Here is a 22,769-nt window from a genome sequence, read left to right on the forward strand (position 1 = left end):
GACGCGACCGGCGTGCGCCCGTTGCGCGGTGACGCGCGTTGGCCTCGATTCCGCACGCATCAGATTCCGAGGTAGTGATGAAGCTTCGCCGGGCCTTCGCGGTCGTCGCTGCGACCGCCGTCATAGCCCCCGTCACCTTGCTGGCCGGGGGGCCCGCGTTCGCCACGGACGGGGGTGAGGAGCAGGCCGCGGGCGGGGGTTCCGGGGAGAACGCGAGTGGCGGCGCCATCGAGGCGGAGGATGGCGGGCCGCAGGTGCCGGAGGCCGAGGACTGCGAGGAGTGGGCGGAGAACCCCGATGTCGTCGCCGAGCTGATCGGCCTTCCCGCCACCGTGGTCGCGGGGGAGTGGACCGAGTTCACCTACCGGATCACCAACGACTCGGACGCGGCCGTCGAGGCGCTGGACGCGTTCGTCTACGCCGAGGCCACCGACTCGGACTGGGAGGACTACGTCGTCCCCCGCCTGGAGTGGTACATCGACGGCGCGTGGAGCGAGGTCACCGACGAGTTCGGCTACTTCGGTACCACCGACCTGGAGCCCGGAGCCCAGGAGGAGGCCCGGCTGCGGCTCCAGGTCCCGGCCGACGCGCCCGAGGGATTCGGGTACGCGGTCAGCGCCGGCTCGTACGTGGACGACGCGGGCGTCTGCCAGGACGCGACGTGGAACGTCTACGAGTTCGAGGTGGTCCCCGCCGGCGCGGATGTTGAAGACCCCGGCGAGGCGCCCGGCACCGAGGGTGAGGGCAACCGACCCGGCCCGCAGGGCGGCCTGGAGGAGTTGCCCTCCACCGGCGATCTCGCCGAGACCGGCTCCTCCTCGGACCTGCCGTTGTTCGCCCTCGCGGGTGGCACGGCCGTCGCCCTGGGCGCCGGCACGCTCGTCCTGATCCGCCGCCGCAAGGGCGCCGCCCCCGCGTAACGTCCGGCGCGCAACGCCCACGCCGCGCCACCGGCCCCCGCGTCCACCTGGCCGCGGGGGCCTGCCGTGCGTGGCCGGAGGAGCCTCAGCGGGCCGGCGCGGACACGCGTTCCGTCAGGAAGTCCTCCCACGTGCGGTGGCCGACCGCGTGGTCCGGGGCGAGGTTGACGCCCTCGCGGTAGGCGCGGGCGGCCGAGCCGGGGAGGCGGACGGGGAGGAGGGGGCGGCGCCTGCCGGTGGCGGTGAGGTAGGTGCGGAGCATGGCCTTCATCGTCAGGATCTGGGGGCCGGCCATCTCGGGGACGAGGCCGGCGGGGGGCGCCAGGGCGAGTTCGGCCATGCGGGCGGCGACCTCCGAGACCTCGATCGGTTGGAAGCGCATGCCGGAGAAGTGGGGGACCAGGGGCAGGCGGGACAGCGGGCGGGCCATGTCCAGGATGAGGTCGTGGAATTGGGCGGCGCGCAGCGTCGTCCACGGCACGCCCGAGTCGGCGATGACCCGCTCGGTGGCGAGCTTGTCCGCGAAGTAGCCGAACATCGCGCGGTCCAGGCGGCCGACGACGGGGACGCGGTCGGCGCCGACCACCGAGATGTTCACCAGGTGCCGGGTGCCCGCGCGCAGGGCGGCGGCCGTCAGGGTGCGGGCCTTGGCCTCGTCGCCGCGCGGGGTCCCGGCGCAGTGCACGATGACCTCCGTCCCGGCGACGGCCTCCTCGATGCCGTCGCCGGAGTCGAGGTCCCCGGCGACGTACTCGACGCCGTCCCGCGCCTCGTGCGGGCTGCGGCTGAGGACGCGCACCGCGTGGCCCGCGTCCCGCAGGAGCGGCAGCACGTGGCGGCCCAGCGTGCCGGTGCCGCCGGTGAGCAGGATCGGTGCGGTGGGTGCGGACATCGGAATACCTCCACGGTCACGGTCACAAGGGGTCCGGCCTGTTGACCGGGCAACGGGCCGGGATGTGACCGTGGAGCGCGGCCGTGCGAGTGATTCAGCCCACGCGGAAGCGGGCCGCCCGGCGCAGCAGGCCGGGGGAGAGGCGGGTCAGGGCGTGGGCCACCTTCGCCTCCGGGGTGACCGGGACGACCGCGCGGCCCGTGCGCACCGCGCGCAGGATCTGTGCGGCGACCTTCTCCGGCGGGTAGTTGCGCCGCGCGTACATCCCCGCGAACCGCCGCTGCCGGGCGGCCTGTTGCTCGGCGTCGAGGCCGGAGAACGTCGTGGTGCGCGTGATGTTCGTGTTGACGATGCCGGGGCAGATCGCCGAGACCCCGATCCCGGCGGAGGCCACCTCGGCCCGCAGGCAGTCGGAGAGCATCAGCACGGCCGCCTTGCTGGTGGCGTACGCGGCCAGCATCCGCGAGGGCAGATAGCCGGCGGCCGAGGCGACGTTGACGATGTGCCCGCCCGTGCCGCGCTCCTTCAGCAGCGCGCCGAACGCCCGGCTGCCGTTGATCACGCCCCACAGGTTGACGTCCAGGACGCGCTGCCACTCCTTCGGCGTGGTCTCCAGGAAGGAGCCGGAGTGCCCGATGCCCGCGTTGTTGACGACGATGTCGGGAACGCCCAGGGCGGCGGCGACCTCGGCCGCGAAGGTGTCCACGGCCGCCGCGTCGGCCACGTCCACGCGCCAGGCGTCGGCGCGGGCGCCCAGCAGGCGGGCCAGCTCGGCGGTGCGCTCGGCCGAGGCGAGGTCGATGTCGCACAGCGCGAGCTGCGCGCCCTGCTCGGCGAACGCCAGGGCCGTGGCCCGGCCGATGCCGCTGCCCGCGCCGGTGACGACGGCCAGCTTCCCGGCGAACGGCCCGGAGGAAGAGGACGGAGAGGACGAAGGGGAGGAGGGGACCGCCTTCAGCGGGCGGCCCACGCGGGCGCGCTCCAGCTCGGGGGCGGCCGGCCCGCCCTCCTGGTGCGCGACGAACTCCCGCACCATCCGCGCCACCGTCGGCCCCTGCCGCAGCAGCGCCGACCAGTGCGAGGCCCGCAGCGAACGCCTCCACAGGCGCGGCGCCCACCGCTCAAGGCCCTCGGTCAGCGCGGGGCGCACGTACCGGTCCTTGGTCAGCACGATGAGCTGCACGGGCAGCGGGGTGGTGCGGCGGCGCGGCTCGCGGGCGCGGGGCAGCATGTTCGCCCGGTACAGCTCCATGCCGCGCACCGCGTCCCCGGCCAGGCCCTTCTGCGGGTGGCCCTCGCGCGGCGTGACGCCTTCGAGGCGGCGCAGCACGGTGCCCCAGTTGCGGCCCAGGACCAGCCGCCACACGGCGGGCGCCAGCACGGGCACGTGGAAGGCGCCGATGTACCAGGAGTGCGCGCCCTGCCCGGCGAGCTGCGCGAGGTGGCGCGGGGTGGGGCGGGAGACCCGTTCCCGCATCCAGTGCCCGACGTGGTCCAGGCACGGGCCGGACATGGTGGTGAACGAGGCGATGCGGCCCGGCGCCTCCCGGTCGGTGACCGCTTCCCAGGACTGGACCGAGCCCCAGTCGTGGGCGACGACGTGCGCCGGACGCCCCGGGCTGGTCGCCTCGATCACGGCGAACAGGTCGCGGGCGAGCTGGTCCAGCCGGTACCCGGCGCGGGATGAGGGGCGGCCCGAGGCGCCGGCGCCGCGCACGTCGTAGCGCACCACGTGGTGGTCGGCGGCCAGGTCGGCCGCCACGTCGTCCCACACCCGGTGGGTGTCGGGGTAGCCGTGCACCAGCACGACCGTGGGACGGTCGGCCGGGCCCTGCTCGTAGACGGCCAGGTCGAGACCGCCGGAGGGGACGGTGCGGCGGCGGACGCCGGATTCGCTGCTCATGGGGTGACGGTCTCCTGTTCGTGGGTGTCCGGCGTCGGCCCGGCCGCGGCGCCCGGCGTGGAGCGGGCGGAGCGGGCGGCGCGCGCCGAGCGTTCCCGCCAGCGGTGGACGTGCGGGAGGTCGTCGTCCAGCCAGTAGGCGTCGTCCTCGGTGACCACCAGCAGCTCCTCGAACTTCAGCCCCACGCCCCGGAAGCCGATGTGCGGCTCGACGGCCCACAGGCCGGGCGTGGGCGCGTGCCGGGAGGAGCGGCCGTCGGCCCACAGCGGGGAACGGCCGTGCAGCCGCTCGCTGATCAGCTCGCGGCCCAGCGTCTGGAGGGTGCGCACGCCGAAGCCGAAGAGCGTGGCCCCGGCCGGGCCGCGCGGCGAGAGGCGGGTGACCTGGTGGCCGATGACCCGGCCGGGGTAGACGCGGTGGCGGTTGTCGTAGCCGTGGCGGGCGATCAGCGCGTCGACGGCCGCGTAGACCTCGTTCAGCGGCTTGCGGGCCCGCACCTCGCCGACGATCAGCGCGCGGTACTCGGCCAGGTCGGCGTCCAGCCGCTCCCAGATCGGGTTCTCCCCGACGACGCCGCCGTAGCCGATGTCGGCGGTGTAGCCGTCCACGACCGGGGCGCAGTCCAGGACGAACGGCATGCCCTCGGCCAGCCGCCGCGCGCTCGGGAAGAACTGGAGCGGGGTGCGGAAGCCGCGGAAGGCGGTGCGGTCCCCGAACCAGGCGAAGGGCACGTGGAAGAAGTCCCCCACCCCGGCCGAGACCAGCTCGTGCCGCAGCCGGCCCGCGGCCTGGCGTTCGGTCACGCCCGGCTCCAGCCACTCCGCGACGCGCCCGGCGCAGGCGTACGCGAGCTGCTGCACCTCGCGGAAACGGCCGAGGTCGCGCTCGTCGAAGGGGAAGCGGGGCGGCTTGCCGGGCGGGGTCTTGGGGCCGGTCATGGACTTCGGGCTCATCGGGGCCTCCGGGCGGCGGCGGTCGTCCGCGGACGGGTCACGGGCGGGTCGGGGACGGGCGAGGGGCGGGTCAACGGACGGGGTCACAGGTCGAGTTCGAGGCGGGCGCCCTCGGGGGCGCGGGAGACGCAGACCAGCATCCGGCCCTCGGCGCGCTCCTCGGCCGTCAGCCTGCGGTCGCGGTGCTCGACGGGGCCGCCTCCGAGAACCCGCTGCTCGCAGGTGCCGCAGAAGCCCTGACGGCAGGAGTAGGGCGTTGCCGGGTCGCGCTCGCGCAGCACGTCCAGCGCGGAGCGGTCGGCGGGCACGGGCAGCTCGGTGCCGCTGCGGCGCAGGCGCAGGGTGAACGGCCGCCCGTTCACGACGGGTTCGGGCGCGAAGCGCTCGAAGTGCAGGGCGGCGGCGCCGGAGTCGTCGAACGCCCCGCGCACGGCCTCCAGCATCGGCGCGGGCCCGCAGCAGTAGACGGCCGAGCCGGGGCGGGGCGCGCGGGCCAGCAGGCCGGGGCCGTCCGGAGCGCCGTCCTCCTCGTCGCTCAGCACGGTGACCCGGCCGGGGTGCCCCTCGGAGAGGCGGGCCAGGGCGGCGGCGAAGGGCAGCGAGGCGCGGCTGCGGCCGGCGTGCACCAGCCGCCAGTCCAGGCCGCGCCGGGCGGCCTCGCGGGCCATGGGCAGGATCGGGGTGATGCCGATGCCGCCGGCGATCAGCAGCACGGCGGGCTCGGCGGCGAAGGGGAACGCGTTGCGCGGGCCGCGCGCCGATATCCGGGCTCCCTCGCGCAGCGCCTCGTGCACCTCCGCGGAGCCGCCGCCGCCCGCCTCGATGCGGCGCACCGCGATCCGGTAGGCGTAGGGGTCGGCCGGGTCCCCGCACAGGGAGTACTGCCGCACCCGGCCCGAGGGCAGCCGCAGGTCGAGGTGGGCGCCGGGCTGCCAGCGGGGGAGCGGGGTGCCGCCGGGGGCGGTCAGCCGCAGGGTCACCACGTCCTCGGCCAGGGTCTCGCGGGCGGCGACGACCAGGGCCAGCGGCGGGCGCGGGGCGCGGTTGGCGTAGTGGTCCCCGCGGGTGACCAGGCGCAGGTAGGCGTCGGTGAAGGAGTGCAGGAAGCGGGCCATGCGGTCGGGGCGGTCGGGCCGCGGGCCCTCGTCGTCGCGCCAGGCCGCGGTCGCGGCGGCGGGGGCGGGGTCGACGGCCGTCGCGACGGGCGGGCCGGTCCCGGCGTGCGGGCCCGTCCCGGCGGGCGGCTGGGGGGCGTTGCTGTCCATGGTCGTGTGTGGTCCTCGGCGTCCTCGTCGGGGGGCCTGTCGGCGGGCCGTCAGTGCGCGGCGGCGCGGGCCGCGGGGGAGGTGGCGAGGTAGGCGATGGCCTGCCGGGTCGAACCCTCCTGGCTGGGGTGGTAGTCCGCGCGCAGGTAGCGGGCCGCGGAGCGCGACAGGGGCGCGAGGTGCGGCAGCACGCCCCGCCGGGCGGCGTCCAGGTAGCCGCGCCAGGTGGGCCGGGCCCGGCCGGGCAGCTCGGGGTCGTTGGCCATCAGGAACCGGGTGCCGCGCACCCACAGCAGCAGCATCACCGGCCCGGCCGTCAGCATCGGGCGCACCCGGCGCAGGTAGCGCGGATCGAGGTGGCGCAGCAGGTCGAACGCCACGCTGCGGTGCTCGACCTCCTCCGCGCCGTGCCAGCGCAGCAGGTCCAGCATCGTCGGGTCGGCGCCGGCCCGGTCCAGGGCCTCGGCGTTGAGGATCCAGTCGCCGAGGAAGGCCGTGAAGTGCTCGATGGCGGCGATCATCGCCACCCGCTCCAGCAGGTGCTCGCGGGCGCGCCGCCCGGGCAGCCCCGGGCGTTCTCCCAGGACGCGGCGGAAGAGGTACTCCACCTGCCGCACGAAGGGGGCCGGGTCCAGGTCCTTGGCCAGCAGGTACTCCAGCACGCCCTGGTGGGCCTCGGCGTGGACGGCCTCCTGGCCGATGAAGCCGAGGACCTGCTCGCGCAGCTCCTCGTCGCGGATCAGCGGCAGCGCCTGCTTGAACGTCCGCACGAACCAGCGCTCGCCCTCCGGCAGCAGCAGGTGGAGGACGTTCATCACGTGGGTGGGCAGCGGCTCGCCGGGCACCCAGTGCATGGGGAGCCGGGACCAGTCGAACTCCACGTCGCGCGGCGTCAGAACGAGGTTGTCGTGCTCGTCCGGGCGTTCCGCCATCGGGGTCCCTCCTTCGCGGCCCTTATTGAGAGTGCATCAACAGTAAGCCTTATTGAGACTGAGTCAATAGGATGGGGGCATGGCCCGAACCTCACCCGTGCCGGAGATGCGCGGCCCGCGCGGCGGCGCGCGTGGCGCCCGGCTGACGCCCGCCGAGCGGAAGGCGCAGATCCTCGCGGCGGCGCGCGCGCTCCTGGAGGAGAGCGACCTGGACACCGTCTCGATGGAGTCCGTGGCGCGCGCGGCCGGGGTCTCACCCGCGCTGCTCTTTCACTACTTCGGCTCCCAGCACAAGCTGCACCACGCGGTGCTGCGGGAGCTGGGCGGGGAGATGCTGGAGGACCTGGCCCCGGACCCGGCGCTGAGCGCGCGGGAGCAGCTTCGGCACGCGCTGGACATGTTCGTGGCCCAGGTCGCGCGGCACCCGGCGGCCTACCTGACCGTCGTGCGGCTCTCGCAGAGCAGCGGGGAGATGCGCCAGCTGCACCGCGCGGCGCGGGCCGCGTTCACCGAGTGGGTCACCCAGGCCCTGGCGGCGGCGGGCGCGCCGGTGACGCCCGCCGTGACGCTGGCCGTGCGGGGGTGGCTGGCCTACGTGGAGGAGGTCGTGGTCATCTGGCTGGACGACCGCTCCCTGATGAGCCCGGAGGAGCTGGCCGAGCAGTGCGAACTCGCCTGCGTGCAACTGGTCGAGGGCGCCCTCGGCGACCCGGAGCTGGCGGAGACGATCCGCGAGCGGATGAGCACGCGGCCGTCTTGAACCTTGGCCTGGCCGGGGCCTATCCGCGGCCAAGCCCCGCCAGGAGGAAGCGGACGGGGGTGCCCGGGACGGCCTGGGCGGCGGCGGGGAGGTCGGCGGGGTGGACGACGGCGATGACCGGGTAGCCGCCGGTGGTGGGGTGGTCGGCCAGGAAGACCAGGGGGAGGCCGTCCGGGGGGACCTGGACCGCGCCCAGGACCATGCCCTCGCTGGGCAGCTCGCCCGCGCGGGCGCGTTCGAGGGGCGGGCCCTCGGTGCGCAGGCCGACGCGGTTCCCGGCCCCCGCCACCCGGTAGCCGGGTCCGGCGAGCGTCCGCAGCGCCGCGGCCGTGAACCAGTCCGTGCGCGGGCCCAGGCGCAGCCGCAGGACGAGTTCGGCCGGGGGCGCGGGCTGCGGGGCCGCGTCCACGGGGGCCGGGGCACCGGCCGCCGGGCCCAGCGGCAGGACCGCGTCCGCCGCCAGCGGGGCGGGGCCCAGGCCCGAGAGCAGGTCCGTGGACCGGCTGCCCAGGACCGGCTCCACCGCCACCCCGCCCGAGAGGGCCAGGTAGCTGCGCACCCCGCGCGCCGCGCGCCCCACCTCCACCACCGCGCCGGCCCGCGCGCGGAAGGGCGCGCCCCACGCGGCCGGGCGCCCGTTCACCGTCACGGCGCAGGGCGCGCCCGTCACGGCCGCCGTCGCGGGGGCGCTCAGGCGGACCGCGCAGCCGTCGAGCGTGGTCTCCAGGGCGGCGGCCTCGGGGGCGTTGCCCACCAGGCGGTTGGCCAGGCGGTGCGCGGGGCCGTCCAGCGCGCCGGAACGCGGCACCCCCAGGTGCGCGTGGCCCGCCCGCCCGGCGTCCTGCACCGTGGTGAGCGCGCCCGCCCGCACGACGGTCAGCGCCCGGCCGGTCATGCGTGCTCCTCCGGGACGAACCGGACGCGCGTGCCCGGCGTCAGCAGCGCGGCCGGCTCCCGCGCCGCGTCCCACAGCACGGCCCGCGTGCGGCCGATGAGCTGCCAGCCGCCGGGCGAGGAGCGCGGGTAGACCCCGGTGTACGGCCCGGCCAGGGCCACCGACCCGGCCGGGACGGCGGTGCGCGGCGTCGCGCGGCGCGGGACCGCGTACCGCTCGGGCAGCCCCGTGAGGTAGCCGAAGCCCGGCGCGAACCCGCAGAACGCCACCCGGAACTCCGCCCCCGCGTGCACCCGCGCGACCTCCGCGACCGGCACGCCCCAGTGCGCCGCCACCTCCGCGAGGTCCGGGCCGTCGTACCGCACCGGGATCTCCACGACCCGGTCCGCCCCCGCCGCGGCCGGGGGGATCTCCCAGCGCGGCAACTCGGCGGCCAGCGCGGCCCGTTCGGCCGGCCCGCCCAGGCCGTCGAGCAGCACGGTGCGCGCGGCCGGGACGATCTCGCGCACCGGGGGCAGCGCGCCCGCCTCCCGCCGGCGCGACAGCTCCGCGTACAGCGCCTGGGCGCGTTCTCCCGAGGCCACCTCCACCAGCAGCGCGTCCTCGCCGACCGGGAGCACCCGCAGGCCCGGGCGTTCCGCCGCACCGTCCGCCGTGCCGCCGGTCACGCGAAGGCCTCCACCGCGACCCCCGCCCCGCCCAGCGCCTCGCGCACCCGCCGTGCCAGCGCGACCGCCCGGGGCGTGTCCCCGTGCACGCACAGGGAGCGCGCCCGCACCGCGACCTCCTCCCCGGAGGCCGAGGCGACCGCGCCGTCACGGGCCAGCCGCACCGCCCGCGCCGCCACCGCCTCCGGGTCGGTCAGCACCGCCCCCGCCTCGCGCCGGGGGACCAGGGTCCCGGCGGCGGTGTAGCCGCGGTCGGCGAACGCCTCGGCCACCACCGGCAGCCCGGAACGCCCGGCCGCCTCGTGCAGCCGCGAGCCGGGCAGGCCCAGCACGGGCAGCCCCCGGCCGTCCGGCCCCGGCCCGGCCAGGGCAACGCCCTCGGCCACCGCCGCGGCCTGCTCCTCGTCGTGGACCACGCGGTTGTAGAGCGCGCCGTGCGGCTTCACGTACGCCACGCGCGCCCCGGCCGCGCGGGCGAAGACCTCCAACGCGCCGATCTGGTAGGCCACTTCGGCGGCCAGCTCCTCCGGCGGCACGTCCATCGCCCGCCGCCCGAAGCCGGCCAGGTCGCGGTAGGAGACCTGCGCGCCGATGGCCACGCCGCGCTCGGCGGCCAGCTCGCAGACCCGCCGCATGGTCGGGGCGTCGCCCGCGTGGAAGCCGCAGGCGACGTTGGCGCTGGTGACCACGGCCAGCAGCCCCTCGTCGTCGGTCAGCTCCCAGCGCCCGAACCCCTCGCCGAGGTCGGCGTTCAGATCGATCGATACCGTGGTCGTCACGGCCCCATTCTCCGCTCCTCGGCCGCGGGGGAGAGGCCGGTGCCCGCCCGGGGCCCTCGCGCCCTCCGCCCGCTCGTGAGGAGAAGACGCGGATGCCCGCCTCCCGCCCCGCCGAACGCCCGGCCTCCACGCCCGGGTCCGACCCCGAGGCCGTTCCCCGGTCCGCCTCCGGGGCCGCGCCGGATCCCGTCCCCGCGCGCCGCCGCGTCCTCGACCGCATCCCGCGCGGCCTGTGGATCCGCGTCCTGCTCTACGGCCTGGTCGGCCACGTCTTCGCGGCCTTCCTGATCCTGCTCTTCGAGCTGGGCGCCCGCCAGTAGCGCCCCGCCGGTCGGCCGCCGCCGGCCCGAGGGGGGCCCTGCCGTGCGTGGTTCTGGCAGACCCTGGCTGGGCGGGCGGGCCGGACGCAGGATGAGCAGCGCGTCCGGCCACGGAGCGCCGGGGGCCCCACGGACACCACGGACATCAGGAGCGCACCATGCCGAGCCCGCTCACGATCGTCGCGACCTTCGTCGCCAAGCCGGGCCAGGAGCGGCGGCTGCTGGAAGAGCTGACCGCGATGATCGAGCCCTCGCTGGCCGAGGAGGGCTGCCTGGCCTACCACGCCTACACGGACCCCTCCCGCGCCGACCGCGTGGTGCTGATCGAGGAGTGGACCGGTGCGGAGGCGCTGGAGCACCACTTCACGCTGCCGCACTTCAAGAACATCGCCGCGGTCCTGGACGAGATCCTGGCCGAGCCCTTCACGATGCGCCGCCTCACCGACGCCCCCGCCTGACCGACGCCCCCGCCCGGCCCGCCGCCTCAGTGCTCCGGCGGGCTGGCGTGGAGCGTCGGGTCGAGGGAGGCGTCGTAGACGCCGCTGCCCTTGCAGTTGCGGCAGGTCCCGGCCCGCAACTGCGTCTCGGCGAGGGGGAACGCGAAGGGCTCGGGCCCGGGGACGTAGGCGAACTGGTAGTGCCGGTACCCCTCGCCCTCGCACCAGTTGCACGTCTCCGGCCTTCGCTGGGACTGGGTGATGTAGTGCTGCACGCGCGTGCCTCCCTCCGGGGGAAGTCCTCCCCACCCCGGAGGGAGGCTAGTCCGCCGTTCAACGTCCGGTTCTACGCGCGGGGACTGCGGCGCGCCCGCGTGAACCGGCGGGGGCGCCGGATCTGGGAGAGTGTTCCGCACGATCATGAGACGGCGGGAGGGGTGAAGTGCGGGCGTCTGCAAGGGCGTTGGGGCTGGGACTGGTGGCGGCCGGCCTCCTGGGCGGGGCGCTGGGGTGTCAGGCGCGGGCCGGGGAGCCCGGGGCCGGACGAGGGTCCGGGAGCGCCCCCGCGACGAGCCGGGAGACCCCGCCGCCCGGCCCGGAGGAGGGTCTGACCGAGCGGCTGCCCGAGGAGGGCCTGACGACCCCCTCGCCCGAGCCCGCCCCGCCGGAGCCCGCGCCCTCCACCGCCCCCGCGGCCGGGCCGGAGCCGGAGCCCGCGCCCGAACCGGCGCCCGGGCCCTCGCCGTCCGCCACGTGGCCCGCCACCTGCCGGGTCGGGGACCCCTTCTGGGACGCGATGCTGCGCGCGTGGTGCCGGGCCGCGTTCCCCGGCGGCCCGCCGGGGCAGGAGCCGCCGGAGGGACAGCAGGGACAGGAGAGCCCGGCGCCGGGTCAGCCCCGGTAGGTCTCCAGCAGCCGCAGCCAGATCTCGCTCACCGTCGGGAAGGAGGGGACCGCGTGCCACAGGCGTTCGAGGGCTACCTCGCCCACGACGGCGATGGTCGCCGCGTGCAGCAGCTCGCCCGCCTGCGGCCCCACGAAGGTCGCGCCCACCAGGCGGCCCCGGTCCTCGTCCACCACCATCCGTGCCCGGCCCCGGTAGCCGTCCGCGAACAGCGCCGCGCCCGAGACGCTGCCCAGGTCGTAGTCCACGGCGCGCACGCGCAGCCCCGCGCCCTCGGCGGCCTCCGCGGTGAGCCCGACCGAGGCGACCTCCGGCTCGGTGAAGACCACCTGGGGAACGGCCGCGTGGTCCGCCGTCGCCGAGTACGGGCCCCAGGGCGTTTCCGTGGCCGCCTCGCCCCGGGCGCGGGCGGCGATGGCGGCCCCGGCGATCCGGGCCTGGTACTTGCCCTGGTGGGTCAGCAGCGCACGGCGGTTGACGTCGCCCGCGCAGTACAGCCAGCCCCCGGCCACGCCGCGCACCCGCAGGGAGTCGTCCACCTCCAGCCACGAGCCGGACTCCAGGCCCACGGTCTCCAGGCCGAGGTCGGCGGTGCGGGGGCGGCGCCCGGTGGCGAAGAGGACCTCGTCCGCCTCCAGTTCGCTCCCGTCCTCCAGCGCCAGCGTGACCGGGCCCTCGGGCGAGGGGCGGCGCAGGGCGGTGACCGAGGCTCCGGGGCGCACGTCCACGCCGCGCGCCGCCAGCCCCTCGGCGACCAGGTCCCCGGCGAACGGCTCCATCCGCGGCAGCGGGCGTTCCCCCCGCATCAGCAGCGTGACCCGGGAGCCCAGCGCGCTCCACGCGGCGGCCATCTCCGCGCCGACCACGCCGCCGCCGACCACCGCCAGCCGCCCCGGGACCTCGCGGGCGCCGGTCGCCTCGCGCGGGGTCCACGGCCGGGCCTCCTCCACGCCGGGCAGGCCGGGAACGACGGCCGCGCTGCCCGTGCAGACGGCGACGGCGTGCCGGGCCGCCATGGGGCGGGTCGCGCCGTCGGGGGTGGTGACGTCCACGCGGCGCGGCCCGGCCAGGCGGCCGTGGCCGCGGACCAGTTCGATGCCGGCGGACTCCAGCCAGGAGACCTGCCCGTCGTCCTTCCAGTCCGAGACGAACCCGTCCCGCCGCGCCAGCACGGCCGCGGCGTCCGGGCGGGGGCGCGCGACCGCCTCCCGCGCGCCGCCCACGGAGCGGGCCGCCTCCAGGGCCGCGGCCGGGCGCAGCAGCGCCTTGCTCGGGACGCAGGCCCAGTACGAGCAGTCGCCGCCGACCAGTTCGGACTCCACGATGGCCGTGGTCAGGCCGGCGGCGCGGGCGCGGTCGGCGACGTTCTCGCCTACGGGCCCCGCGCCGATGACGATGACGTCGTAGGTGACGGTGTCGCTGGAGGTGCTCATCGGAACTCCGGAACGATGGGGGGCGGTCGGTGGGAATCCTGCGCCCACCGTAGGCCGGTCGGGGGCGCGCGGCAGCCCCGGGCGCGCCGGGGGGGCCGGGGGTGCGGGGACCGCCGCCGGATGCTGAGCGTTCGTCACATATCCTCCACATGGCGGTACGAGGCGTGGCGGGGACGGTCCCGGCTCAGTACGGTGCCGTCCTGCGGGGCGGGCTCGCGGCAGGGGGTGCGGTGAGGAATCCGGTGCGGTCGAAGGGCGGGGCGTGGTGCGCGCGGTGGCGGGCGCGGCTGGCGCGGTCGTCCGTGGCCCGCTCCCCGGCGGCGCGCTCGGCGGTGGCGGCCTCCTTCATCGTCGTGGTGGCCGTGGTCGCCGGGCTGCTGATCACCGGCCCGCTGCGGGCCTCGCCCGGGGAGGGCGGCCCGTCGGCTCCCGCGAGCCCCTCCTCCGCGGAGGGCGGCCCCCAGGCGAACGGTCCGGCGCAGGAGGAGGAGCGTGCGCCGGCGCGCGTGGACCCGGCCGAGGGCGCGGCCGGGAGCGTGCTGCGCGTGCACGGCGCCGGGTTCGCGCCCGGCGAGGAGGTCGCCCTGTACTGGGGCGGCGACGAGGACAACGCCCTGGGCCGGGGCACGGCGGACGCGCGCGGGCGCGTGGTGATCGAGGCGGCCGTTCCGCCCGGGGAGGACGCCGGGCCCGGCGCGCACGCCCTCTACCTGGTGGGGCGGGACGGGCGGCGCAGCGCGGCGGCCGAGTTCACGGTCCTGCCCCGGGGCGAGGACGCGGAGCGGCCCGGGAGCGGCGCCGGGGAGGAGGAGCCGGAGGACGACGAGGAGCCGGAGGACCCGGACGCGCCCGCCTCCGCCCGCCCCGACCCCGTGCCCTCGCCGTCTCCGCCGCCCGCGCCCTCGCCGCCCGGCGGCCTGCTGGACGGGCTGGCGCGGCTGCTGGTCAGCCCGCTCCAGGGGGCGGGCGGCTCGCCCGTGACCGTCGAGGGGGCGGGCTTCGAGCCGGGGGAGCGGGTGGTCCTGTCCTGGGTCACCTTTCCCGGCCTCTTCGGCTTCGAGGACTCCGAGCGGGTCGCGACCGTCACGGCGGACGGGGAGGGGGGCTTCGCCGCGCGCGTCCGGGCTCCCTCGCAGGACGGGGTGCTCGGGACGTACGCGTGGCTGCGCGCCGAGGGCAGCGACAGCGGGGTGCGGGCCGAGAGCTACTTCTACGTGCAGGTGCCGCACTTCGGGCCCTGAGCGGGCCGCCCGTCCCCCGGCCCGGGCGTGGCCGGGTACCCGGCGCGGATGAACGACGCGACCGCGCCCGGCTCCGGGTACGACGCCGGGCCCTGCCTGCCGCCGCCGGACGCGGACCTCGCGGCGCTGCGCCGGGCGGCGGGCGGCTGCGAGGGCTGCCCGCTGTACCGCGACACGACGGGGACGGTCTTCGGCGAGGGCAGCGCGACGGCGCGGGTGCTGTTGCTCGGCGAACAGCCGGGCGACCAGGAGGACCGGCGCGGCGCGCTCTTCGTCGGCCCCGCCGGGCGGCTGCTGGACCGGGCCGTGTCCGAGGCCGGGCTCGCCCCGGCGGAGACGTACCGGACGAACGCGGTCAGGCACTTCGGGTCCGCCCGCGCCGGCCCTGGCAAGCGGCGCATCCACAAGCCGCCGAGCCGGATGGCGGTACCTCCCAGGCCCCCTCGGCGGCCCTCCGCGCCGGCGACGACGCGAGGCGGTTCACGCCAGCCTCGTCTCGGACCTCCGCACGGCGGCGTCCAGGCTGCGCTGACGCGCCCGCCGGCCGGCCTCCCGCGCGGGGACGGGGGTGGGCCCCGGGCACACAATGGCGGCGTGGCCGCCCCGGGCAGGGGCGGGGCGAGGAAGGGGCGACAGCCGGTGGTGCTGGATGAGTTGGACCGGAAGATCGTGGCCGCGCTGGTGGCCAACGCCAGGACCAGTTTCGCGGAGATCGGGGGCGCCATCGGGCTGTCGGCGCCGGCCGTGAAGCGGCGGGTGGACCGGATGCGGGAGGCCGGGGTGATCACGGGGTTCACCGCCATGGTCAGCCCGACCGCGCTGGGGTGGACCACGGAGGCGTACGTGGAGGTGTACTGCGACAGCGCCGCCCCGCCCCGGCGGCTGGCCGAGGTCGTGCGGGACCACCCGGAGGTGACCGCCGCCATGACCGTCACGGGCGGCGCCGACGCCCTGCTGCACATCCGCGCCACCGGCGTCGAGCACTTCGAGGAGGTCCTGGAGCGCATCCGCGCCGAGCCCTTCGTGCGCCAGACGATCAGCTACATGGTCCTCTCCCACCTCATCTCCGGCAGCCCCGAGGCCGGCGCCAGCCCCGCCACCCGCCCGGACGAAACGAACAGCCGCTGACCGGCCCAACCGCGCAACACTGCTGCGCGCACGCGCAATCGTGGTTTCTTGTCGCCCGCCCCGCGCGTTCCTACCGTGAGAAACATGCCAGCCACGCGCGAGGGGCGCCCCCGGCGCTACCTGACCTGCGAGCCCCGGTTCTTCGAGGTCCGCTACGCCATCAACCCGTGGATGCGGCCCGGCGCCCCGGTGGACACCGCCCTGGCCCGCGCCCAGTGGCAGGCCCTGGTCCGCGCCTACCGCGACCACGGCCACACCGTCGAGCACGTGCCGCCCGTGCCCGGCCTGCCCGACATGGTCTTCGCGGCCAACGCCGCCCTCGTCCTGGGCGGCCGGGTCCTCGGCTCCCGCTTCCACGCCCCCGAGCGCAGGCCCGAGAGCGCGGCCTACGAGCTGTGGTTCAAGGAGGCCGGCCACGAGGTCCACCCGCCGCGCGCCACCTGCGAGGGCGAGGGCGACCTCGTGCCCGTGGCCGGGCGCATCCTGGCCGGCACCGGCTTCCGCACCACCCCGGAGGCGCACGCCGAGGCCCGCGCGCTCTTCGGCGTCCCCGTGACCGGGCTGCGGCTGACCGACCCGCTGTTCTACCACCTCGACACGGCGCTGTTCGCCCTGGACGACGAGAACATCGCCTACTACCCCGGCGCCTTCGACCCCGGCAGCCGCGCCCTGCTCGCCCGCCTCTTCCCCGAGGCCGTCCTCGCCACCCGGGCCGACGCCCTCGCCTTCGGGCTCAACTCCGTCTCCGACGGGCGCCACGTCTTCATCGCCCCCGGCGCGCGCGAGCTGATCGGGCGCCTCTCCGGCCTCGGCTACGTCCCGGTCCCCGTCGAGCTGTCCGAGCTGCACAAGGCGGGCGGGGGCATCAAGTGCTGCACCCAGGAGGTCCGGCCATGACCACCACGCGCTCCTCGGCCGAGCTGATCCACGCCGAGTCCGCCGTCCTCGCGCACAACTACCACCCCCTGCCCGTGGTCGTCGCCCGCGCCGAGGGGGTGTGGGTCGAGGACGTGGAGGGCCGGCGTTACCTCGACATGCTCGCCGGCTACTCGGCCCTCAACTTCGGCCACCGCCACCCCGCGCTGATCGAGGCCGCCCACCGCCAGCTCGACCGGCTCACCCTCACCTCCCGGGCCTTCCACCACGAGCTGCTGGCCGGGTTCGCGGAGGAGCTGGCCGCCCTGACCGGCCTGGAGATGACCCTGCCGATGAACACCGGCGCCGAGGCCGTCGAGAGCGCCGTCAAGGTCGCCCGTAAGTGGGCCTACGAGGTCAAGGGCGTGCCGCGCGACCGCGCCACGATCGTCGTGGCCGAGGACAACTTCCACGGCCGCACCACCACGATCGTCGGCTTCTCCACCGACCCCGTGGCCCGCGACGGCTTCGGCCCGTTCACGCCCGGCTTCCGCGTCGTGCCCTACAACGACCTGCCCGCACTGCGCGAGGCGGTGGACGAGACCACGGCGGCCGTCCTGCTGGAGCCCGTCCAGGGCGAGGCCGGGGTCGTCATCCCCGACGAGGGCTACCTGGCCGGGGTGCGTGAGGCGACCCGCGCGGCCGGGGCCCTGTTCATCGCGGACGAGATCCAGTCGGGCCTGGGCCGCACCGGCACCACCCTGGCCGTCGAGCACGAGGGCGTGCGCCCCGACGCGGTGCTTCTGGGAAAGGCGCTGGGCGGAGGCATCGTGCCCGTCTCCGCGGTGGTGGCCACCCGCGAGGTCCTGGGCGTGCTGCGCCCCGGGGAGCACGGCTCCACCTTCGGCGGCAACCCGCTGGCCGCCGCCGTCGGCTCGGCCGTCGTCGCGCTGCTGCGCACGGGCGAGTACCAGCGGCGGGCGGCCGGGCTGGGAGCGGTGCTGCGGGACGGGCTCGCGGCCCTCGTCGGGCGGGGCGTCACCGGCTTCCGCTGCCGCGGCCTGTGGGCGGGCGTGGACGTGGACCCGGCCATCGGCACCGGGCGCGAGATCGGCGAACGGCTGCTGGCCGAGGGCGTGCTCGTGAAAGACACCCACGGCTCGACGATCCGCCTCGCCCCGCCACTGACCATCACCCCCGAGGAACTGGCCTGGGCCCTTGGCCGGCTGGCGGCCGTGCTGGAGCGCTAGGACCTCGCCGGCCGGTCCCCCGGTCCCGCGGCCGTGGGCGGTGCCCCGGCCAGGGGGCACCCTCCGCGGGGCCGGGTTCAGGCCCGCCGGCCCACGGCTTCGCGTCAGCGAGGCGGTCCGGGAGACACCCGGGGGAGCGGCGAGGTTCACACGGGGGAGTGGCGGAGTGCATCCACCCGGTGGCCCGGGGTAGCCAGCGGCTGTCACCGCACAGGCCCCTCGGGGCACCGGGGAAGGGAACATCACCAGCATGCGCATCCGACACGCACTCGGCACCCTGGCCGCCGCCCTGCTGATGGCCGTCGCGCTCCCGGCCGCCTCGGCCGGCGCGGCGACGGGCGCCCTCACGTGGTACACCGTCGGCGCCAACACGGGCTCGGTGGACAACCCCGAGCCCTACCTGTGCTACGAACTGGCCGATCCGGAGGAGCCGGTGACCGGCGGCTACAACGGCACCGTCTTCGACGCCAGGCTCTACATGGACATCAACTGCGGCCGGGCCCTCGTCGAGGTCCGCGCCGGGGACGGATACGAGACCGAGCCCGTCTACAGCGTGAAGTTCTACCCGCGCCACGCCACGCGCTGAGCGCGCCCCCCGAACCGGCCGCGGGCGGCACGGTACGCCGCCCACCCCGTCCGTCCGCGGCCACCTCGCGCCGGGCGCACGCCCGCGCCCGGCGCGACCCCGGCCCAGGAGCCCGGCCCGCGTCAGGGAATGAGCACCAGCCGGACCGGGGCCCCGTTCTTCCCCTCCAGGGCCGCCACCGCCTCGGCCGCCTCGGCCAGCGGCACCCGGCCGCTGATCGAGGGGCCCAGGTCCAGCCGCCCGGCCGCCGTCAGCTGGACGAGCTGGTCCAGGTGCTCGGGCGCCGAGCCGTAGTGGCCCTTGACCTGCTGCCCCAGGTAGCTGAAGAGGATCGAGTACGGCAGCGCCAGCGGCTCGGGCGTCAGCCCCACCAGCACCAACTGCCCGCCCGGGGCCAGGACCCCGGCCGCCTGCTCCCGCGCGGCCGTCACCCCGGCGAAGTCGAAGGCGGCGTCCAGGCCGAGCCCGCCCGTGGCCCCTCGCACCGCCTCGGCCAGGCCCGGGTCGGCCGGGTCGAACGCCAGGTCCGCGCCGAAGTCCAGGGCCCGCTGGCGCGCCTCGGGCAGCGGGTCCACGGCGATCACCGGGACCGCCCCCGCCAGGCGGGCCAGCCGCACGCCGTGCGCGCCCAGGCCGCCCACGCCCCAGACGCCGACCGCCTGCGCCGGGCGCACCCCTGCCGTGGTCACCACCGCCGCGTAGGGCGTGGACACCGCGTCGGGGATGATCGCGCCCTGCTCGAACGGCAGCCCCTCCGGCAGCCGCACCAGCGTGTCCTCGCGGGCCAGCGCGTACTGCGCCCAGCCGCCGTCGTAGTCCACGCCCCGGGTCAGGAGCTTGCGGCAGGACCCGCGCCGCCCCCGGCAGCCGCCGCACTCCCCGCAGACCTGTCCGGCCGCCAGCAGCACGGGCGTTCCCGGGCGCCACTTCTCCGCGACGTCGGGGCCGGTGGCGTGGATCACCCCGGCGACCTCGTGGCCCAGGGTGACGGCCTCGCCCTCCAGGTGGAGCGGGCTGAGCGTGCCGTCGATGAGGTGCGCGTCCGACAGGCACACCCCGGCGGCCCGCACCTCGATCAGCGCCTCGCCCGGCCCGGGGACGGGCACGGGCACCTCCTCCACGGCGAATCGCCTGCTCTCCACGTGCAGCCGGCCGGCCGGCATGGTCTCCATCGCGAACTCCCTCGGGGCGTACGGGCGTGCGGGCGGGGTGGGGCGGCGTCGCCGGACGGAGATCCTGCCAGCCGCCGCCCGCCCCTGTCGAGCAGTGCTCAACGGCCGGGGCGGGCGCGGCCGGGGGCGGCGGGCGCGGGCGGCGGCGGAGCGTGACGGGCGCTATTGAGCAATGCTCAGCAGGGCGCTAGCCTGCGTGCGGACAGGACACCGGCCGCCGGGACGGCCGGAGCGACAGCCGAGAGGCAGACCGTGGATGTGAGCCACTGCGCCGCCGCGCGCGGGAATCCGGAGCCGGTCCGGGACGCCGGGAACGCCAGGGGCGGCCGGTGAGCGCGGGCGCGGACGGCGCGGCCGTGCGGGAGGAGGACGCCTTCGACGTGCCGCGCGTGGACGCCTGGCTGAAGGAGCGCCTCGACGGGCTGAGCGGCACGCCGGAGGTCACCCAGTTCACCGGCGGGGCCTCCAACCTCACCTACCTGCTGCGCTACCCCGGAGCCGACCTGATCCTGCGCCGCCCCCCGGTCGGCCGGAAGGCCGCCTCCGCGCACGACATGGCCCGCGAGTACCGCGTGCAGGAGGCCCTGCGGCCCGTCTTCGGCCGGGTGCCGGCCGTCCGCGCGCTGTGCCGGGACCCCGAGGTCCTCGGCAGCGACTTCTACGTCATGGACCGCGTCCCCGGGCACATCCTGCGCCGCGAGGCACCGCCCGGCCTGCGGCTGGACGCCGCGCGGGCCCGCGCCCTGTCCGAGACCTACGTGGACACCCTCACCGACCTGCACCGCGTCGACCCCGCCGCGGCCGGCCTGTCCGGCCTGGGCCGCGGCAGCGGGTACGTCGGCCGCCAGGTCGCCGGCTGGACCAAGCGGTACACCCAGGCCAGGACGTGGAACGTCCCCTCCTTCTCCCGGGTCACCGCCTGGCTGGACGCGCACCGGCCCGAGGACGTGGGCACCTGCGTGATCCACAACGACTGGCGGCTGGACAACCTCGTGCTGGACGGGGACAGCCTGGGCGTGCGCGCCGTCCTGGACTGGGAGATGGCCACCCTCGGCGACCCGCTGATGGACCTCGGCGGCGCCCTGGCGTACTGGATCAGGCCCGAGGACGGGCGCCTGGCGCTGGCCACCCGCCGCCAGGCCAGCCACCTGCCCGGGATGCTCACCCGCGAGGAGATCGTCGAGCGCTACTGCGACCGGATGGGCCTGCCCACGGAGAACTGGCCCTTCTACGAGACCTTCGGGCTCTTCCGGCTGGCCGCCATCGCCCAGCAGATCTACTACCGCTATCACCACAAGCAGACCCGCAACCCCGCCTTCCGCAACCTGTGGCTGGCCGTCCACGTGCTGCACGGGCGCTGCCGCGCCGTCATCCGGCGCGCGGGCGGCTGAGCGGCCGTTGCCCTGCCCCTGCCCGCGTCCGGGAGGGCGGGGCGGAGAGAGAAGAGGACCAGAGCAGATGCGCGCCATTCACATCAGCAGCCTGGACGGGCCCAAGGCGGCCCAGGTCGTGGAGACCGGGGCCCCCGAGCCCGGCCCCGGCCAGGTGCTGATCGACGTGCACGTGGCGGGGGTGTCGTTCCCCGACGTGCTGCTGAGCCGCGGCGAGTACCAGATCAAGCCGGAGCCGCCGTTCGTGCCCGGCGCGGAGGTGGCGGGCGTGGTCCGCTCCGCGCCCGCGGACTCCAGCTTCGCGCCGGGCGACCGGGTCGCGGCCTTCCCCGCCTTCGGCGGCTTCGCCGAGCAGGTGGCCACCGATCCGCGGCTGGTCTTCCCGCTGCCGGACGGGCTGTCGTTCGAGGCCGGGGCCGCCCTGCCGATGAACTACCTCACCGTCCACTTCGGCCTGGTGCGGCGAGGGCGGCTGCGGGCCGGCGAGACGGTTCTGGTCCACGGCGCGGCCGGCGGCGTCGGAACGGCCGGCATCCAGCTCGCCCGCGCGCTGGGCGCCCGGGTCCTCGCGGTCGTCTCCACGCCGGAGAAGGGGGAGGTGGCCAAGGAGGCCGGGGCCCACGAGGCGGTGCTGGCCGAGGGCTTCCGGCAGTCGGTGGCCGACCTGACCGACGGGCGCGGCGTGGACCTGGTCCTCGACCCGGTCGGCGGGGACCGCTTCACCGACTCCCTGCGCAGCCTCGCCACGGAGGGCCGCCTGCTGGTGGTCGGCTTCACCGGCCGCGAGATTCCCACGGTCAAGGTGAACCGGCTGCTGCTGAACAACATCGACGTCGTCGGCGTCAGCTGGGGCGGCTTCTGGATGCCGCGCCCCGAGTACCTGCGGGAGCAGTGGAACGACCTGCTCCCGCACCTGGCCTCCGGCGCCCTGGATCCGGTCCTGGGCGCGCAGTACCCCCTGGAGTCCACCCCCGACGCCCTTCGCGACCTGGACGAACGCCGCGCGACGGGCAAGATCCTGATCCGCCTGCGCTAGCCCTTCCCCGTCGGGCACCCGCCCCCGACCCGCACCCCGAGACCCGCGGCCCCCGTGCCGCGGGTCTTCGGCGTTTCCGGGGGACCGCACGCCGGCGGCGGGGCCCCGGGGCGGCGAGCGCGGCGACCTCGTGCGGTGTGGGCGATTGCCAGGGAGGGGGACCGCGGCTTAGTCTGTCCCGCGAAGCAAGACATCTGTCCTTATAATCAGGACAGATGACGGACACCGGAGGTCGCCATGCCGCAGCCCGCCGACGAGGCCGAGGCCAGGGTGCTCGCCGTCCGCGCCTCCCACGCGCTGGCCGCCGCCGGCCAGGGCGACATGGTCTGGGGCCACGTCGCCGTCCGTGACCCCGGCGGACGCGGCATCTGGATCAAGGCCCCCGGCTGGGGACTTGAGGAGGTGCGCGAGGACCGCCTCCAGCTCGTCTCGCCGCGCGCCGAGGTGCTGGCCGGCGAGGGCGCGCCGCACAAGGAGTGCCACATCCACCTCGCCGTCCTGGCCGCCCGCCCGGACCTGGCCTGCTCGGTCCACACCCACGCCCCCGCCGCCGTGGCCTTCGCCGCCCTGGACGTGCCGCTGCTGCCGCTCTCCCACGAGGGCGCCCTGTTCGGCGGCGCCGATGTGCCGCGCTTCCGCCGCACCGGCGGCCTGGTCTCCACCCCCGCGCTGGGCGAAGAGCTGGCCGCCGTCCTCGGGGAGGCCCCCGCCGCCCTGCTGCCCAAGCACGGCCTGGTCGCCGCCGGGACGGGCGTTCCGGCCGCCGTCATGCACGCCGTGCTGCTGGAACGGGCCTGCCGCACGCAGCTGGCCGCCGCCTCCGCCGGGCCGGTGCGGGTCTTCTCCGACGCCGCCGAGGCCGCCGCCAAGCGCGCCGAGTGCTGGCCCGAGAGCCAGTTGGAGGCCGGCTGGCAGTACCTCGTGCGCCGCGCCGCGCGCGCCGCCTCCGGGGCGCCCCGGCCGCCCGCGGACCTGTAGCCGCCTCCCGTCCCCGCCCGCGGGGACCCCAGCGTCCGCCGGGCCGCACCCCGGCGGGCCCGACCCCTCAC

24 protein-coding genes and 1 pseudogene are annotated in these 22,769 nt (G+C 76.8%); 14 read left to right on the forward strand and 11 right to left on the reverse strand.

Annotation, left to right across the window (positions count from 1 at the left end; genetic code table 11):
• The first annotated feature begins 77 nt into the window (after positions 1-77).
• Positions 78-920: an LPXTG cell wall anchor domain-containing protein gene (locus tag RM780_RS02710; RefSeq protein WP_311628789.1), complete on the forward strand. Its 843-nt coding sequence runs from the start codon at positions 78-80 to the stop codon at positions 918-920.
• An 85-nt stretch (positions 921-1,005) separates the two neighbouring features.
• Here RM780_RS02710 and RM780_RS02715 read toward each other — a convergent pair whose 3' ends face one another.
• From RM780_RS02715 to RM780_RS02735, 5 genes are all read right to left on the reverse strand, one after another.
• A complete protein-coding gene (locus RM780_RS02715) occupies positions 1,006-1,812 on the reverse strand; it encodes an SDR family oxidoreductase (protein WP_311628790.1) in 807 nt (268 codons plus the stop codon).
• Positions 1,813-1,906: 94 nt separating this feature from the next.
• Positions 1,907-3,715, reverse strand: a complete 1,809-nt coding sequence (locus RM780_RS02720; RefSeq protein WP_311628791.1) for an SDR family oxidoreductase — start codon at positions 3,713-3,715, stop codon at positions 1,907-1,909.
• A complete protein-coding gene (locus tag RM780_RS02725; RefSeq protein WP_394812872.1) occupies positions 3,712-4,668 on the reverse strand; it encodes a M24 family metallopeptidase in 957 nt (318 codons plus the stop codon). The genes RM780_RS02720 and RM780_RS02725 overlap by 4 nt, the downstream gene beginning before the upstream one ends.
• A gap of 83 nt (positions 4,669-4,751) precedes the next feature.
• Positions 4,752-5,933 carry a PDR/VanB family oxidoreductase gene (locus RM780_RS02730; protein ID WP_311628792.1) on the reverse strand — a complete coding sequence of 394 codons (1,182 nt, stop codon included), beginning with the start codon at positions 5,931-5,933 and terminating at the stop codon, positions 4,752-4,754.
• Positions 5,934-5,983: 50 nt separating this feature from the next.
• Positions 5,984-6,865 (reverse strand): metal-dependent hydrolase, encoded by an 882-nt coding sequence (locus RM780_RS02735; protein ID WP_311628793.1) that lies wholly within the window; start codon positions 6,863-6,865, stop codon positions 5,984-5,986.
• Positions 6,866-6,944: 79 nt separating this feature from the next.
• Between RM780_RS02735 and RM780_RS02740 the strand changes: the two genes are divergently transcribed.
• Entirely contained in the window at positions 6,945-7,625 is a 681-nt protein-coding gene (locus tag RM780_RS02740) for a TetR/AcrR family transcriptional regulator (RefSeq protein ID WP_311628794.1), read from the forward strand.
• 19 nt (positions 7,626-7,644) lie between these two features.
• On the opposite strand, the gene RM780_RS02745 is transcribed toward RM780_RS02740, so the two are convergent.
• The 3 genes from RM780_RS02745 to RM780_RS02755 are packed head-to-tail and all read right to left on the reverse strand — an operon-like array spanning position 7,645 to position 9,967.
• On the reverse strand, positions 7,645-8,520 hold the full coding sequence (locus tag RM780_RS02745) for a 5-oxoprolinase subunit C family protein (protein WP_311628795.1): 876 nt from the start codon (positions 8,518-8,520) through the stop codon (positions 7,645-7,647).
• Entirely contained in the window at positions 8,517-9,146 is a 630-nt protein-coding gene (pxpB, locus tag RM780_RS02750; RefSeq protein ID WP_311628940.1) for a 5-oxoprolinase subunit PxpB, read from the reverse strand. Before pxpB ends, RM780_RS02745 begins: the two co-directional genes overlap by 4 nt.
• Before the next feature lie 38 nt (positions 9,147-9,184).
• Positions 9,185-9,967 (reverse strand): LamB/YcsF family protein, encoded by a 783-nt coding sequence (locus RM780_RS02755; protein WP_311628796.1) that lies wholly within the window; start codon positions 9,965-9,967, stop codon positions 9,185-9,187.
• A gap of 92 nt (positions 9,968-10,059) precedes the next feature.
• Here RM780_RS02755 and RM780_RS02760 point away from each other — a divergent pair, with 92 nt between their 5' ends.
• Positions 10,060-10,287, forward strand: coding sequence for a DUF6126 family protein (locus tag RM780_RS02760; protein WP_311628797.1), 228 nt, complete (start codon positions 10,060-10,062; stop codon positions 10,285-10,287).
• Between the two features lie 158 nt (positions 10,288-10,445).
• The gene (locus RM780_RS02765) at positions 10,446-10,745 is read left to right on the forward strand and encodes a putative quinol monooxygenase (protein WP_311628798.1); all 300 of its coding nucleotides are present in this window, start codon (positions 10,446-10,448) and stop codon (positions 10,743-10,745) included.
• 26 nt (positions 10,746-10,771) lie between these two features.
• Here the strand turns inward: RM780_RS02765 and RM780_RS02770 are convergent, their stop codons facing one another.
• On the reverse strand, positions 10,772-10,999 hold the full coding sequence (locus tag RM780_RS02770; protein ID WP_311628799.1) for a hypothetical protein: 228 nt from the start codon (positions 10,997-10,999) through the stop codon (positions 10,772-10,774).
• Between the two features lie 188 nt (positions 11,000-11,187).
• On the opposite strand from RM780_RS02770, the gene RM780_RS02775 reads away from it, so the two are divergent.
• Positions 11,188-11,628 (forward strand): hypothetical protein, encoded by a 441-nt coding sequence (locus tag RM780_RS02775; RefSeq protein ID WP_311628800.1) that lies wholly within the window; start codon positions 11,188-11,190, stop codon positions 11,626-11,628.
• On the opposite strand, the gene RM780_RS02780 is transcribed toward RM780_RS02775, so the two are convergent.
• Entirely contained in the window at positions 11,616-13,061 is a 1,446-nt protein-coding gene (locus RM780_RS02780; RefSeq protein WP_311628801.1) for a dihydrolipoyl dehydrogenase family protein, read from the reverse strand. The two genes, RM780_RS02775 and RM780_RS02780, sit on opposite strands and share 13 nt — an antisense overlap.
• Before the next feature lie 242 nt (positions 13,062-13,303).
• Here RM780_RS02780 and RM780_RS02785 point away from each other — a divergent pair, with 242 nt between their 5' ends.
• From RM780_RS02785 to RM780_RS02810, 6 genes and pseudogenes are all read left to right on the forward strand, one after another.
• Positions 13,304-14,302 (forward strand): hypothetical protein, encoded by a 999-nt coding sequence (locus RM780_RS02785; RefSeq protein WP_311628802.1) that lies wholly within the window; start codon positions 13,304-13,306, stop codon positions 14,300-14,302.
• A 48-nt stretch (positions 14,303-14,350) separates the two neighbouring features.
• A pseudogene (locus RM780_RS02790) lies at positions 14,351-14,695 on the forward strand (uracil-DNA glycosylase family protein); the annotation flags it as partial.
• Positions 14,696-14,941: 246 nt separating this feature from the next.
• The gene (locus RM780_RS02795; protein WP_311628941.1) at positions 14,942-15,430 is read left to right on the forward strand and encodes an Lrp/AsnC family transcriptional regulator; all 489 of its coding nucleotides are present in this window, start codon (positions 14,942-14,944) and stop codon (positions 15,428-15,430) included.
• Positions 15,431-15,514: 84 nt separating this feature from the next.
• Positions 15,515-16,327, forward strand: a complete 813-nt coding sequence (gene ddaH / locus RM780_RS02800; protein ID WP_311628803.1) for a dimethylargininase — start codon at positions 15,515-15,517, stop codon at positions 16,325-16,327.
• Entirely contained in the window at positions 16,324-17,535 is a 1,212-nt protein-coding gene (gene rocD, locus RM780_RS02805; RefSeq protein WP_311628804.1) for an ornithine--oxo-acid transaminase, read from the forward strand. Before ddaH ends, rocD begins: the two co-directional genes overlap by 4 nt.
• 250 nt (positions 17,536-17,785) lie before the next feature.
• Entirely contained in the window at positions 17,786-18,121 is a 336-nt protein-coding gene (locus tag RM780_RS02810; RefSeq protein ID WP_311628805.1) for a hypothetical protein, read from the forward strand.
• 122 nt (positions 18,122-18,243) lie between these two features.
• Here RM780_RS02810 and RM780_RS02815 read toward each other — a convergent pair whose 3' ends face one another.
• Positions 18,244-19,293, reverse strand: coding sequence for a zinc-binding dehydrogenase (locus RM780_RS02815; RefSeq protein ID WP_311628806.1), 1,050 nt, complete (start codon positions 19,291-19,293; stop codon positions 18,244-18,246).
• A 329-nt stretch (positions 19,294-19,622) separates the two neighbouring features.
• On the opposite strand from RM780_RS02815, the gene RM780_RS02820 reads away from it, so the two are divergent.
• The 3 genes from RM780_RS02820 (at position 19,623) to RM780_RS02830 (ending at position 22,698) form a co-directional block, all read left to right on the forward strand.
• Complete coding sequence (locus RM780_RS02820; RefSeq protein ID WP_311628807.1) at positions 19,623-20,684, forward strand: phosphotransferase family protein; 1,062 nt, start codon at positions 19,623-19,625, stop codon at positions 20,682-20,684.
• 67 nt (positions 20,685-20,751) lie between these two features.
• On the forward strand, positions 20,752-21,720 hold the full coding sequence (locus tag RM780_RS02825) for an NADPH:quinone oxidoreductase family protein (protein WP_311628808.1): 969 nt from the start codon (positions 20,752-20,754) through the stop codon (positions 21,718-21,720).
• A 237-nt stretch (positions 21,721-21,957) separates the two neighbouring features.
• The gene (locus RM780_RS02830) at positions 21,958-22,698 is read left to right on the forward strand and encodes a class II aldolase/adducin family protein (protein ID WP_311628809.1); all 741 of its coding nucleotides are present in this window, start codon (positions 21,958-21,960) and stop codon (positions 22,696-22,698) included.
• Positions 22,699-22,769 lie beyond the last annotated feature (71 nt).

It is taken from the genome of Streptomyces boetiae (genome assembly GCF_031845405.1).
Lineage (GTDB): Bacteria > Actinomycetota > Actinomycetes > Streptomycetales > Streptomycetaceae > Streptomyces > Streptomyces boetiae.

Bases quoted from the DNA above. Each gene is read 5' to 3' on its own strand.
- ddaH (WP_311628803.1), top strand. From the start codon at position 15,515: ATGCCAGCCACGCGCGAGGGGCGCCCCCGGCGCTACCTGACCTGCGAG.
- RM780_RS02720 (WP_311628791.1), bottom strand. From the start codon at position 3,715: ATGAGCAGCGAATCCGGCGTCCGCCGCCGCACCGTCCCCTCCGGCGGT.
- RM780_RS02735 (WP_311628793.1), bottom strand. From the start codon at position 6,865: ATGGCGGAACGCCCGGACGAGCACGACAACCTCGTTCTGACGCCGCGC.
- RM780_RS02825 (WP_311628808.1), top strand. From the start codon at position 20,752: ATGCGCGCCATTCACATCAGCAGCCTGGACGGGCCCAAGGCGGCCCAG.
- RM780_RS02745 (WP_311628795.1), bottom strand. From the start codon at position 8,520: ATGACCGGCCGGGCGCTGACCGTCGTGCGGGCGGGCGCGCTCACCACG.
- RM780_RS02725 (WP_394812872.1), bottom strand. From the start codon at position 4,668: ATGAGCCCGAAGTCCATGACCGGCCCCAAGACCCCGCCCGGCAAGCCG.
- RM780_RS02730 (WP_311628792.1), bottom strand. From the start codon at position 5,933: ATGGACAGCAACGCCCCCCAGCCGCCCGCCGGGACGGGCCCGCACGCC.
- RM780_RS02710 (WP_311628789.1), top strand. From the start codon at position 78: ATGAAGCTTCGCCGGGCCTTCGCGGTCGTCGCTGCGACCGCCGTCATA.
- RM780_RS02765 (WP_311628798.1), top strand. From the start codon at position 10,446: ATGCCGAGCCCGCTCACGATCGTCGCGACCTTCGTCGCCAAGCCGGGC.
- rocD (WP_311628804.1), top strand. From the start codon at position 16,324: ATGACCACCACGCGCTCCTCGGCCGAGCTGATCCACGCCGAGTCCGCC.
- RM780_RS02830 (WP_311628809.1), top strand. From the start codon at position 21,958: ATGCCGCAGCCCGCCGACGAGGCCGAGGCCAGGGTGCTCGCCGTCCGC.
- RM780_RS02740 (WP_311628794.1), top strand. From the start codon at position 6,945: ATGGCCCGAACCTCACCCGTGCCGGAGATGCGCGGCCCGCGCGGCGGC.
- RM780_RS02760 (WP_311628797.1), top strand. From the start codon at position 10,060: ATGCCCGCCTCCCGCCCCGCCGAACGCCCGGCCTCCACGCCCGGGTCC.
- RM780_RS02780 (WP_311628801.1), bottom strand. From the start codon at position 13,061: ATGAGCACCTCCAGCGACACCGTCACCTACGACGTCATCGTCATCGGC.
- RM780_RS02815 (WP_311628806.1), bottom strand. From the start codon at position 19,293: ATGGAGACCATGCCGGCCGGCCGGCTGCACGTGGAGAGCAGGCGATTC.
- RM780_RS02715 (WP_311628790.1), bottom strand. From the start codon at position 1,812: ATGTCCGCACCCACCGCACCGATCCTGCTCACCGGCGGCACCGGCACG.
- RM780_RS02810 (WP_311628805.1), top strand. From the start codon at position 17,786: ATGCGCATCCGACACGCACTCGGCACCCTGGCCGCCGCCCTGCTGATG.